Annotated in this window: 9 protein-coding genes; 5 read left to right on the top strand and 4 right to left on the bottom strand. The window is 36.9% G+C overall.

Annotated features, from left to right (window positions below):
* Positions 1–53: 53 nt before the first annotated feature.
* The 4 genes from FF52_RS22495 to FF52_RS22480 form a co-directional block, all read right to left on the bottom strand.
* Positions 54–860 (bottom strand): phytanoyl-CoA dioxygenase family protein, encoded by an 807-nt coding sequence (locus FF52_RS22495; protein ID WP_008469212.1) that lies wholly within the window; start codon positions 858–860, stop codon positions 54–56.
* Positions 861–1,089: 229 nt separating this feature from the next.
* Positions 1,090–1,878: an SDR family NAD(P)-dependent oxidoreductase gene (locus FF52_RS22490; RefSeq protein ID WP_008469210.1), complete on the bottom strand. Its 789-nt coding sequence runs from the start codon at positions 1,876–1,878 to the stop codon at positions 1,090–1,092.
* A 280-nt stretch (positions 1,879–2,158) separates the two neighbouring features.
* On the bottom strand, positions 2,159–3,589 hold the full coding sequence (locus FF52_RS22485) for a hypothetical protein (RefSeq protein WP_008469208.1): 1,431 nt from the start codon (positions 3,587–3,589) through the stop codon (positions 2,159–2,161).
* A gap of 23 nt (positions 3,590–3,612) precedes the next feature.
* Positions 3,613–8,196, bottom strand: a complete 4,584-nt coding sequence (locus FF52_RS22480) for a molybdopterin cofactor-binding domain-containing protein (RefSeq protein ID WP_008469207.1) — start codon at positions 8,194–8,196, stop codon at positions 3,613–3,615.
* A 532-nt stretch (positions 8,197–8,728) separates the two neighbouring features.
* Here FF52_RS22480 and FF52_RS23705 point away from each other — a divergent pair.
* From FF52_RS23705 to FF52_RS22455, 5 genes are all read left to right on the top strand, one after another.
* Positions 8,729–8,896 carry a hypothetical protein gene (locus tag FF52_RS23705; protein WP_008469206.1) on the top strand — a complete coding sequence of 56 codons (168 nt, stop codon included), beginning with the start codon at positions 8,729–8,731 and terminating at the stop codon, positions 8,894–8,896.
* Positions 8,865–9,428, top strand: a complete 564-nt coding sequence (locus FF52_RS22475; protein WP_236940355.1) for a PRC-barrel domain-containing protein — start codon at positions 8,865–8,867, stop codon at positions 9,426–9,428. Before FF52_RS23705 ends, FF52_RS22475 begins: the two co-directional genes overlap by 32 nt.
* 236 nt (positions 9,429–9,664) lie before the next feature.
* Entirely contained in the window at positions 9,665–10,315 is a 651-nt protein-coding gene (locus FF52_RS22470) for an outer membrane beta-barrel protein (protein ID WP_008469204.1), read from the top strand.
* A 301-nt stretch (positions 10,316–10,616) separates the two neighbouring features.
* On the top strand, positions 10,617–12,041 hold the full coding sequence (locus FF52_RS22460; protein ID WP_008469201.1) for an amino acid permease: 1,425 nt from the start codon (positions 10,617–10,619) through the stop codon (positions 12,039–12,041).
* 116 nt (positions 12,042–12,157) lie between these two features.
* Positions 12,158–12,877, top strand: coding sequence for a hypothetical protein (locus tag FF52_RS22455; RefSeq protein ID WP_008469200.1), 720 nt, complete (start codon positions 12,158–12,160; stop codon positions 12,875–12,877).
* Positions 12,878–12,902 lie beyond the last annotated feature (25 nt).

The following is a 12,902-nucleotide window of genomic DNA, read 5'->3' as shown; positions in this document are numbered from 1 at the left end:
TTTTTAGTTTACCTGATCTGACCAGATAACTAAATGCAATAACAAACAGCATATTACTTAACAATTCCCGCAAAACGTTGATAGAAAACCGTTGGGCTGTTCTCATTTTTAGGAGCATATTTTCCTGCTATAATGGGAATATAAATAACTCTTCTTCTGCTTTCTTCGCCTCGGATAGATGATTCCGCAACTCTGTGCCACAAACGCCCGTCGTGGATGGTTAAATCTCCAGCTTCTGGAATTATTGAAACTTCGTCTGGATCTTCTTTATGGTCTAAAAAGTATTTTTTGCGAAAAAGCATTTGGTAAATACTCTGTTTGTGCGTACCTGGAATGATTTTAAGACCACCGTTTTCAGGTTTTAAAGAGCTTAAATGAATGCCCACATTTAACATGGGATTTAATTTTGTACCATAAAAAATATCCCTCAAGCCATCTGTATGCCAGCCCATCTTGGTAAACTTGCTTTCAGGTCCATTGATATAATGATTGAAAACCATTCCATCTTTTTCTTCAGTGCCTAATCTTGCGCCATCGCCTGCCAATTGCAACAAGCTATTAAATCTTGGATCAAGTAGAAGGCCACTTAATGTTTGATGGTGCTGATTGATAAAGGCAAAGCGCTGCACAATAGGAGAGCCGTCTAAATCTTTACCATATTTAATTGGAACGCCGTTTACTTTTTGAAGATCATTGTCAATCCATTTTTGTTCTACTTCTTTTGAAGCATCAATGATTGATGAAACGGTTTCTGGGGTTATAAAATTTTTGAAATGGATAAAACCATATTGGTTAAAAAAGTTGATTTGTTCAGCAGTTAATTGATTAGCTAGGGTAAATGTTTTATATGAAGAGACCATGATAAATATATTTAATAAATGAAAAATAGTGTTTGAAATTTTATCTAAAAGTTTAGCAACAGCTACAACAGCAACAACAACACATTCGCGTGTTTGCGTGCATTTGGCTTTTAGGAAAATTAAACATATTTCTTTTACTAGACATATTCTATCGAATTAGTAGAGATTTAATGCGAAGATAATATAATTTTTCTTTTACAATGATTTTTTTTTATTTTTTTTGAAAAAATTAAATTTTATAAATCCCAGCTGCTGTTTTTTCGATAAATGCTTTCGGTAGTATACGGTTAGCATAAACAGAAATGATATTTGTAAAACCAGGAATAACTTCTGATTTTTTTCCGAACATGGCTTTTACTGCCATTTTTGCCACTTTATCAGGCTGCATATTAAACTTTTCAGCCATTTTGTTTAAAGCGCTTAAACCCGCTCTTGCAGCAAAGCCTGTATCGACAGGGCCTGGACTGAAACAGGTTACTGATATTGAAGTTTTAGCAAGTTCGAAACGAAGAGCACGAGTAAAGGACAAGATAAATGCTTTTGTGGCAGAATAAATTGCAAGTGTTGGTACAGCTTGATACGCAGCCGTACTGCATATGTTTAAAATGTAGGCTTGTTTTTCTTTTGAAAGGATAGGCATCAATAAATGCGACAGTTCTACCACTGCATTCATGTTAAGCTGCATCATGCCAAGCTGATCGCTGAGAGGAGAATGGCTAAAATCGCCCCATACACCATAACCAGCGTTGTTTACTAAAATACCAACGGGATAATTATTCATTTTTATCCAATCAACTACTTTCAGGGATGCCTCTTTTATCGAAAGATCAATAGGAAAGATAGGAGCAATAGTGCCGTATTTTGCATGAAGATCATCAGATAGCGTCTTTAATTCCTCACCACTTCTTGCAACAAGCAGTAACGGATAGCCCTGTTTGGCCAACTCGTAAGCAATAGATTTTCCAATTCCTTTGCTTGCACCAGTTATTAAGGCATATGCTTTTGTTTCTTCGCTCATTCTATTAATTTAATTATCAAATATAAAGATTAATTTTTAACCAGGTCGGTATAATTAAATAGTTTGATTATGTTTATGAGCCTGTCAAATGTGTTTTTTTTGATCTATAGAATAAATGTTATTGTTGTAAAGATGAACTTTTAAAATTGATAGGATTTCATTTGAGACACTAAATCAGCACAGCCAAATAGCGGGAAAATATTTTAAGTGAATGTACACAGTTATTAAATCTTACCTGCCATAAAATAGGACAGGTAAGATTTAATTTTGGAGTGTGAAATTATTTGTTAGGTGCAATATCTCCACGGCGTATAGGCACATGAACAGCTTTGTATTGTGATGCAAATTTTCCGTTTTCTGAAGCAGCCTTAGCAGTAAAGAAATTTTCTAAGGCAATAGCGACTTGGAAAGAGAAATCTGTTGAATATACATTCGGGTCCATAGAAGTTCCGCATTCTATATTCTGAAACCACTCCATCCATACTTTACCTCCTCCTCCAACAGGTGGGTTTACGCCTCCGTCTGGAGCAGCATTAGGCGGTACAAGAGATGTCACTGCAGGATATTGAGCTGCATTATGGCATGACATGCATGAAACTGTATTAAGATCAGCAGGACCGTCTAATCTTCCGTTCCATCCAAGATGCTGAGGAGGCAGATTTGGACTTTCGAAAATTACCGTTTCTTTCAAATCCTTGTTTACTTCAGTCTTAATTGGCGGATAAGGTGAAGTTTTATTAATCTTGTTTTCAGGATCATTCCCCCATGTAAGCCCAACAGGCACAAGATTCATCAATTTGTTTTTCTTGTTTAGCTTACCATTGTAGCAGAAAGTTCCAAATACCCATCCAGTTCCTTGAGGATTGCTAGGGCTTCTGTCTGCTCTAGGATCACGCACAGAAATATCCATTTGCAGAAGGTGCACATCAGAAACTACTCTTTTGTCTGATTTCCAGAAATTTTCGGTTATATAAGCTTTCCAAGTAAGGGGATTTACAAGATAATCTACGAAATCTGTACCTTTTGGAGCATCGGTAAAAAGCAGTTTGATAAAAACAGTCCCTGTTGGGAAACCGCCATTGTCATAACGTTTATCCAATACTTTTATATTAGGATTTTGAGGAGATTTCCACATTTTACCCATAGCATAACCTGCTTTATCATTGATCAAGGTAATGGCGTAAACCGAGTAGTCTCCCTCAATTCCTTTGAGTCCTGGTCCTAACTGTAGAGGTCCCAGAGGCGCTTCTTTAATTAAACCATGAAAACCTTCTGTACCTCCGTTTGGCGGGTAAGCATTTGGTCCTTCAACACTTGGATGAAGCCATGGAATATGGTACCAGTTGCGCACTTTGTTTTTGTATGGATCCCATTCCTCTGTATTTCCCTCAAAACCATAGTCACGTACAGCTTCTATATATTTTAAAGGTTCTTTCTTAAAATCAATATCCAGAAATTTAGGCATTTCCTTTGGAAATTCAGTTGGGAAATCTGTTTTTAGACGAAAAATAGGATGGTCAGAATATTTTTCTCGATATTCTTGAGGGCTTACCATGTAACCGAAGTCGGGAAAACCATCTTCTTCATAATTTTTCTGTTCCAGTGCAGCGAGGGCTAGATTCTTTTTTTCTGCAACAGGTTCTTCACGTTTTTTGTCGCAGGAAGCAAACAAAATTGAAATTGCTATAATAAGCGGTCTTAATTGTTTCATAAATTGAAGATTGGGTTAATAGTTTATGTATTGGCTAAATTGTTTTCAGTAATCTCACAAGCCCTGCGCACTTCCTGTACAGTAGCAGGGGCATCTAGTCGAAATAGTGGAGATAGTCCACGCTCTACTCTTGAGGCTCTTATAGCATCTTTTATGGCAAAGAAGACACTGTTGGCTAGCACTAAAGGAGGTTCGCCGACTTCTTTGGCAGAAAATATCTGGTTAGGATCTTCAGGTATGCTTTGAACAGACTTTTCATCCTTTGGGAAAAGATAGGTGTTCATTTCTAACGGAATTGTAGTTATAGCAGGAATTTTGTAACGCCATGTATTGGTTGAATTTAATCTTCCGATGTCTGGACCGTCTGTTTCTGATACTAATTTTTCAGTTAATAAATATCCGATTCCCTGAACAAAAGCGCCTTCAATCTGTCCTATGTCAATAGCAGGATTCATACTCCATCCCATATCATAAATAATATCAGAGCTGATGATTTTTACTTCACCAGTAAGGATATCTACTTCGGTTACAGAACAGGCAACAGAATAGGTGAAGCCCACAAAGGAATCAACACCTCCGCCAAGCGAAGCATCTTTTATACGTTCTATGCCTGGAATATTTGGCTGGTCTTTTTCAGTTTTAAATGTCATGGCAGGGATCTGTATTTCGCCACCTTTTATTTTAGCATTAAAAGTAGCAATAAGATTTACCCTTTGAGAGGCGGCCAAACTGATTAGGTTTTGCCATATCATAGATTTATTTCCCTGTTTTGGGTCAATTTTTTTGGCCCAGCCTTTATTTTCACCTGCGCCGTAATTCCAAAAATCTATATTTTTATTTTTGCACCATTCTTCGCCATTTTCATTTAGCATCTGATAGCCAAATTCCATAAGCCTAGATCGCATTTCCTCGCAGGTTTGTTTGACGGCTTCGCATGAATAAGGAGTTCCTGTAGAACCTCCCGTACTTGTTGGATTCGGAGTGATGCTTGTATTTACATTGTCAATAAAAATCATCTCCATCGGAATACCTAAGACATAGGAAGCTACCTGCTGTGCTTGAGTAACTAAGCCTTGTCCAATTTCAACACCTCCCTGATGGATTACTACGGTTCCGTCGGCTGGATTAATGGCCACAACAGCAGCTGATTGTTCCAGCATAAGCAGATTATATCCTGACCCATATTTTACAGGAATCATAGAAATACCTCTTTTAAACCATTTGTTTTCTTTATTGAATTTTTGGACATCTGCATATTTAGCTTCAAAATTTGAAACTTCTTTAGCGTATGCCCATACCTGTTTCATATAGCAGTAAGTAAGCGCCTGACCAAATGGAGTCACATCACCACGGTCGTAAAGATTTTTTTCACGCAGATCTTCAGGTCTCATGCCAATAGAAACAGCGGCATCATCAATAGCATTTTCTACAATATTTTTTCCTTGTACATCTCCAAAGGCACGCATCGCTGTGCTAGGAGCGGTATTGGTTCTGCATACATCAATCTGGCTTTCGAAATTTTTAATTTTATAAGCATTATCTGTGCGCAGTTGGATGCAATTGGATACGATGAAGGAACAGTCATAGAAAGCACCGCCGTCTCCCCACATTTTAAGCTGGAAACCGTGAAGAATTCCTTTGTTTTCAGGTTTATATTCACCAGTATCTACGGCAATTTCGTATTCACCATAATATGCGTGGCGTTTTCCTATCATGGCAGTATCTTCGTCACGTGGCATGGCTATTCTGACAGGCTTTTTCACCGCTTTCGCAGCAACCGCAGCAGGTCCAGCCACAAAGCGCGTTTGTTCGGTTTTTCCTCCAAATCCTCCTCCAACGGGCGGAACATTTATTTCTACTTGGTGATGGTACATGGCTAATGCCGAGGCAACCGTATCATGCATTCCGCCTGGACTTTGTACAGATGGCTGCACTTTTATTCGGCCTTCGTCTACAGGAGTTGCAATACAGGCTTGCGGTTCCATATAAAAATGAGCTTGTCCACCACAAAGCTGTGAAGAAGTAACCACCGTACACGGGATATTGTCTACATTCTCTTTCCTTTCGGTTATGGATTGTTCACGTATTAGAGTTTCAATTTTAGTGGGCTGTTCTTTCACCCAATCAAACTGGCTTCCTGGTCGCGTTATCTTCCAGATATGAGATATAAACGGGGTTGAAGTAGGCGCATCGGGAAAGATGCTTTCTTTTTTTATTGCTTCAAGAAAATCGAAGATAGGTTCACTCCATTTTCCTGTCCAAGGAGTTCCAGGTTTTGTATATTGAACATATTTTTCAGAAACCTCCGCGGCAATTCTGATTGCTTCCTGTTCGTTTGAGGCAAGTACCATAGCAATAGATTGACCAACATAACTCACTAATTCTTCTGCAAAAAGCGGCTGGTCATTTCCCATTCCCTGATAATTACGGCCTCCGTTTTTAACGTTTTCATGAGTAATAATATCGCTAAAAGCAGGAAACTCCTTTTTAAGATGTACTCGTAATTCTTCAATTTCGACTTTTTTGCCATTCACTGCGAAAGAATAATTCATTAGGGCTTTTCGGCTTTGTACAAATGCTCCGTTTAAAGTTTGAGGAGGCACTGGAAGCTCATGTGTGTAATGAATCTGTCCTGAAGTTTGGTACATGGCCGTAACTTTGATATAAGGCTGTGCCACTGGCGCTTTGTAATCTTGTGTTTTATATTTTTGAACGCCATCACTTGCAGGCCATTTGTTCCATTTGTTTTCTGCCGAAGAAATCAGGTTTTCTGGAATTTTAGCTCCTTTAGCAACTAAAGCGTTAATGATTGATTTGTAAAAAAAGGATACGGCTAATTGTGTTCGGTATTCCTTCGTGAAATCTTCATTCGGAACTTCTTTCATGCGTTCGTCCTGAAGATCTAGTTCTTTTCGCACTTCTTTTGCCAGAATTGCTGAAAGTGTAGCAGCGTCTTTAAGCTCTAGCTTTTTATTTATCATCGCTTTTTCAGTTTCTGTTGCTCTCCACGGATAAGGAGCAATACCTCCAAGTGCAATTACTGCCGACTCCGTAATATACTGATCGCTAATTTTGAAGCTGGTCGTAGCATTGACAATACTGTGAGCGTTTACTTCACGAAGTGCCACTTTTTGAGCAAATACATTAGCATGAGAGTCTTTTAACGGAATTTCATATGAACTAAGAACAATAGTATCAGCAAGTTTTGAATCTGTTTTTATTGCTTCTAAAAGTTCTTCTGCCGTTTTTGCATACGCTTTAAACTGGCCATTTTTCTCTAATTGGAAATAGCTGATTTTTACATTTAAAGCAAACAAGACAGTGAAAAGGTCTGACGGAAATGGTTCGCCTGTGCCTTTTGGAATATGTTTTAGAACTAGCATCGTGTTTCCGCCAATTGTGGCAGCATTACGTACTATTCGCCCAGCGGTTCTGCGAGCCATATAGTCTAATGCTTCAAGTGCTGTAACATCCGATTGGGATTTCTTTTTAATGTCTTGCCCAGTTTCAATGTACTTAGAAAGTATTTCAATAAAGCTGCTATAAGTGGTGCTGGCTGATAGCAGAATGTGATCTTCAGTTATTTTATTTCTCTCGTTTAATTCGGGAATGAAGCGAATATCAGCGTAAAAAGTACTTGGCAGATACTCGTTTTTATAAATTCCGTAAGAGGTATTTGCATGTACCAATCTAACGTCGTGGTTTTCTTTTAAAATTTCTGCGAGTTCCTGTAGTGTAGTCGGAGCAGCCCATCGATTGGTTGAAACACCTATAGCCGAATTTTGGGCTTCTTTTGGGAAAGGTATTTCTAATTTGCCTGGTAATTGAGCTTTACCCACAGGATCAAGCATGCAGGGCATCCTCTTTTCCTCATCATCCTTACTCCAATCAGAAGCAAAAGTTTTCATTCCCGTAAGGATTGATCGATATCCTGTGCATCGGCATAAATTACCGTCAAAGGCTTGTTCGATTTCTTTTTTGGTTGCTTTTTTGTTATTAATTATGAATTCTGACATATTCATCACAAATCCTACGCTACAGTAACCACATTGGCTGCCGTTATTAAGCGCCAATTGATATGCGACTGGGTTTATTCCTGTATGCGTCTCTTCAGATGGAAAATCAGAAATATTCTTTATAAGTTTTATGTCAGCAGCACTGGATCCATCTTTAGTGGCTCGGGCAACTTTTTTTAGAACAGCAAGATGTTTTTCTTCAGCTTGTTTTTCAGCCTCTTCTAATACAGGAGAATAATCTTCGCCTAACGGAGCAGGCATGCGTGTTGAGCTGGTTTTTTGGACAAAATGCTCTGGATCGGGCTTACGGGCTGCTCCTGTTCCTTCGATAGTGGTAATAGAAAGTCCTCCTATAGAACATACTGGTCTAAGGCAGGAGTTTATTGCCAGATGGTTGGGTTTCTTTTCCTGATTATCCCATTCTGACAAGATAACTGTACATCCGCCACAGCCCCCTTGTCCACATGGTTTCTTTGGTCCGCAGAGCGCTACTTCGGGAGATCTTAAATAATCAATTAAAAGTAAATCGGGAGAAGGATTTTCTATAATCGTTGGTTTCCCATTTAAAAAGAAATTTACCGTGTTTTTCATAGTAGCTGAAGAATTGATTTGTTTTTTGATTTTTCTAACTTAAAAAATGAAATAAATCCACATGGAATTCACCAGTAGCTGAACTGGAAATCTTGCATACAGATGTTTTGGCGCAGAGTTTTTTGATGCTATTGAATATTCATGCCTTTTATAGCAGCATTTCAATAGGATAGGAGTATAGAAATGGGGATTTAATAATAGTTTATTTCAGAAGAATATAACAATAGCTTTTGTTTAGAAACATTTGGAGCAGGAATATTATCTGTAAATATTCGATTATTAAATCATAACAAATGTAAGATGACGTTTGAAATTGCCATCAGGTAGTAATACGTGTTTTTTAAGAGAAACCCTATAAAATGATTTTTTAGATTATAAATCAACATCTAATGCAAAGAGAAAATTTAAAGTTTTTCAATCTACTGGGAATTCTATAACATCTGCTTGAAATTAAATACTTTATGATTTTTTACGGTTTGTAACTTTATGATGAAGTTAAAAAAAATGAATATCAATAATAAATATTAAAGTTATGGCAGAAATTAAAATTGAAAAGAAGAAGCCTATCTGGCCATGGATTATAGCCCTGCTTTTGATTGGTGCGATTGTATATTACGTCTTTTTAAGGGACGATCAGATGCAGGATCCGAATAGAACAGAAATCGAAAATGTTACTCCAGCGGATACCATTGGAAATTAATTATAAAAGCAACAAAAACATGGAAAATAAAGACAGAAATTTATACAGGCTTGATGAGCTTTCCGACTATAAAGTAGCTTCTGACTATTCTGATGTCAGGGGATGGAAGATAGTTGATGCGGACAATCGTACAATAGGAACTATTGACAATCTATGGGTGAACAAAGATATGCAGCGTGTGGTGTATCTAGATGTAAAAGCCGATAAAACCTTAATTGAGGACAGCCAGCGAGAGGTGCATGAAAATATAGCAGATGGAAATGAAAAGGAATTTATGTACCGTGACGGAGACAGCCATTTGATCATACCAATTGGTTCGGTGAATATTAATAAAGATACGAAGACTGTTATGGCAAGTGGAATCGGATATGACACATTCAGAAGAACAGGCCGTTTCAATACTCAGCAGCGATTTGACCGAAATTACGAAAGGGCAGTGCTAAGGTCGTACTATCCTGATAATGATCCAAGTGTAGGGTATGACGCCGATGACGATACTTTTTACAGTCGTAAGGAATTTGGAGATCGTTAGATAGTAATTACAACCTGAAGGCTTTAAAACGAGATTGATTTATGAAGAGGTAATGGCAAGACCAGATGTCTAGGATGTCTGGTCTTTTTTGTGCGTGATTTTTTTAGAAATGACCAATAAGTTGGTTTCATTTTATAATTTGAAACATGTTTGGTCTTGTATTTTAGCTGAAAATCAATTCTGTAAGATAACTTTGAAAAGAAATTAGCCATGAACAAATTAAAAAATTAGAAATTATGAAAAAGTATCATTTATTAGTTACCTTGTTTTTCTTTTCACTGGTGCTTTCAGCGCAAAGCAGCCAATCATTTCTGCTTAACCTCTATGGAGGGTATACCTTTTCCGATAGAGTAGATTTCGATTCATCTTACGGAAAGGTGGAAGATGGTTTTGAGTGGGGAGCAGGTCTGGAATATTTTATAATGGATAATGCTTCAATCGAGTTGAAGTATAACAGGCTCGATACACACATGCCTTTGTATACAAAAGTGCCTTTAAACAATGGTGCTATTGCTCCTGGAACCCAAGTTAATGCGGGCGATGATAAAGGCGCTATCAATTACATACTGGCAGATTATACGTATTATTTTGGCTCAAGCTCCCAGAAAGCGCTTCCTTTTCTTGGTGCAGGTTTAGGGGTGTCAATTCTTGAAACGCCAAAAAGCGGCAACGGGACTTATTTTGCTTGGGAGATTAAAGGCGGTGTGAAAATAAAAACCGATTCGCCGGTATCGATTAATCTTCATGCCTATTTGCAGTCTATGTCAGCAGCTGTTGGATATGATTACTATTGGGATTACTACTGGGGTCCAGTAGCAGTCACTGATTATGCATCAACATTTCAATTTGGTCTTGGCGCTTCGCTAAGCTACGATTTCAGTAAATAATAGTCAGCATAAAAACATTTTAACAAAAGCCTTGGGAACTTCCAAGGCTTTTGTTTTTGCGCTAAATATGATTGTTAATCATGAAGACAGATATTTTGATATCTGTCTTTTTTTTGATTTTAATTCTTTTTCCGAATCCTGTATTGCAGTTTGCTTAAAACAAAAAAAAGAAGTTTCAAAATTTCTTAGAATTGATAGGCGTGATACAATTTTGAGTATAGCTTTGTACGATTCCTTTTTTAACCTATCTTCGCTTTTTATAGATTTCTGAAAAACATTTAACTCCTTTAAAACCTAATTTGTGGAAAAAAATCATGAAGCCGCAGAAGAGAATCAGCTTAAACGTGGGCTGACTAACCGTCACATTCAGTTAATTGCTTTAGGCGGATCAATAGGAACAGGCCTTTTTTTGGGCATTGGTCCAGCGGCTGTATTAGCAGGGCCATCTGTTATCTTAGGATATGCTATTGCTGGAATTATAGCCTTTTTTATTATGAGACAACTTGGTGAAATGGTTGTTGAAGAACCTGTTTCAGGAAGCTTTAGCTATTTTGCCTATAAATATTGTGGTTCTTTTGCAGGTTTTGCATCAGGTTGGAATTATTGGATTTTATACATCTTAGTTAGCATGGCTGAACTTACAGCCATCGGGGTTTATGTGCAGTTTTGGTGGCCTGAAATTCCGCTGTGGGCATCCAGTTTATTTTTCTTTCTGGTTATTAATGCTTTGAATTTTGCCTCGGTAAAAGTGTACGGAGAAACCGAATTTTGGTTTTCTATTATAAAAGTTGTTGCAATTATTGCTATGATACTTTTTGGAACGTACTTGCTCGTAAGTGGAACAGGAGGAGAGCAGGCTACGATTCATAATTTGTATAACGATGGAGGATTCTTTCCAAAAGGCATTTTTGAAAAAACTTCAAATGGCAGTTTTCAAGGTTTATTAGCTGCAATGGCATTAATTATGTTCTCCTTTGGAGGTTTAGAATTAATTGGAATTACTGCAGCTGAGGCAGAAAATCCAGAAAAAAACATTCCAAAAGCGACCAATCAGGTTATCTATAGAATTCTTATATTTTATGTTGGGGCTTTGGTAATTTTGTTTGCTTTGTCACCTTGGAAACAAATCACTACAGATAGCAGTCCGTTTGTTATGGTTTTTCAAAATCTAAACGGAATGGAATTTGAGTTGTTTGGCAACAAAATATATTTTACAAGCCTTATTGCTAATGTGCTTAATTTGATTGTATTAACTGCCGCTTTGTCTGTGTATAATAGTAGTGTATACAGCAATTCACGTATGTTGTTTGGTTTAGCAGATCAGGGCAGTGCTCCTAAATTTTTGAAGAAGCTAAACAAACATTCAGTGCCAATTAATGCGATTTTAATTTCTTCGTGTTTTGCGGCTATCTGTATTTTAATAAACAAAGTAATGCCAGAAGAAGCTTTTGGCATTTTAATGTCTTTGGTCGTTTCTTGTTTAGTGATTAACTGGGTTATGATATCATATACCCATCTACAATTTAGACGTGCAAAAGACAAGGAAAACACAAAAACTAAGTTTGCATCGATATTTTATCCGATAAGCAATTACATCTGTTTTATTTTTTTGTTGGGTATTTTATTTATCATGTGGATGACGGATATGAAGTTATCTGTAGAATTAATTCCAATTTGGCTGGGTATTCTTTTTGTATTTTATAAAGTTTATAAAACTAAAAAATAAGTAGATTAAATATATTCTATTTCATCAGAAATGGAATTATTATCCTTTTTAGTATAAAATTTATCTTCATGAGCAGAAGTTAGGCATAATTCAATTTTTTTAGTATTTCAAACTTAATGGTTTACAGTAAAGAAAACTTTCCAAAAATGTGCTCTGAGCGCAATACTGTCGTTACCGTAGTAATTTATATACTGTTTGCACTTTTATGCATCGCAATGATTGCTTTATTTGTTGGAATTCCATTAGCTCTCCAATTGGAGCATAATAGCCCTTTGTCTAAAGGAGAAATGATTTTCAATCTTATCTATTTCCCTTTGCTGCTTTGGGGCAGTTGGTTACTGTATAAAAATTACCTCCATAAAAAGCAAAAAAAAGTCATTTTGATTTCTGTAGATCAAGATGGTCTTCATCATCAACAAGCTGATGGTTCGGTTCACAGTGTTTTATATAAAGAACTCGAGAAGAGCAAAGAGGATTACGTAAGTGATATTGATCGGAAAGTTGGAACAAAATATTCGCCAGGATATATTTTTGGTTTTAAGAACGGAGTCAAAGTTCCTATTCATTTTTCAACAGCTGAAAATGGATTGTCTTATGTTCCGAAAAATAAATATCAGCTAATTGCTCATTTTCTGCAAGGTGCTGTTTTATTTTGCCCACATATAAAAATTTCGCCTGCTGTTTATGCTGATAGTTTTATTAATCCCAAAACTTTTGAATTTGATAAAAAAGCTCAAAGATTGACATACTTTATAGCTTTTGTACTAGTTATAATTATTCTGCTTGCAATTGATTTGTTTATAAAATATACCAAAGGCTTTTCGATGCTATTTTAATGTAAATGCGCAGGCAAAAATCACA

The organism is Flavobacterium sp. F52 (assembly GCF_000278705.1).
In the GTDB taxonomy this organism is placed as follows: domain Bacteria; phylum Bacteroidota; class Bacteroidia; order Flavobacteriales; family Flavobacteriaceae; genus Flavobacterium; species Flavobacterium anhuiense.
This window is presented reverse-complemented; position numbering and strand designations above follow the sequence as displayed.

Bases quoted from the DNA above. Each gene is read 5' to 3' on its own strand.
- FF52_RS22495 (WP_008469212.1), bottom strand. From the start codon at position 860: ATGGTCTCTTCATATAAAACATTTACCCTAGCTAATCAATTAACTGCT.
- FF52_RS22480 (WP_008469207.1), bottom strand. From the start codon at position 8,196: ATGAAAAACACGGTAAATTTCTTTTTAAATGGGAAACCAACGATTATA.
- FF52_RS22470 (WP_008469204.1), top strand. From the start codon at position 9,665: ATGAAAAAGTATCATTTATTAGTTACCTTGTTTTTCTTTTCACTGGTG.
- FF52_RS22490 (WP_008469210.1), bottom strand. From the start codon at position 1,878: ATGAGCGAAGAAACAAAAGCATATGCCTTAATAACTGGTGCAAGCAAA.
- FF52_RS22485 (WP_008469208.1), bottom strand. From the start codon at position 3,589: ATGAAACAATTAAGACCGCTTATTATAGCAATTTCAATTTTGTTTGCT.
- FF52_RS23705 (WP_008469206.1), top strand. From the start codon at position 8,729: ATGGCAGAAATTAAAATTGAAAAGAAGAAGCCTATCTGGCCATGGATT.
- FF52_RS22475 (WP_236940355.1), top strand. From the start codon at position 8,865: ATGTTACTCCAGCGGATACCATTGGAAATTAATTATAAAAGCAACAAA.
- FF52_RS22455 (WP_008469200.1), top strand. From the start codon at position 12,158: ATGGTTTACAGTAAAGAAAACTTTCCAAAAATGTGCTCTGAGCGCAAT.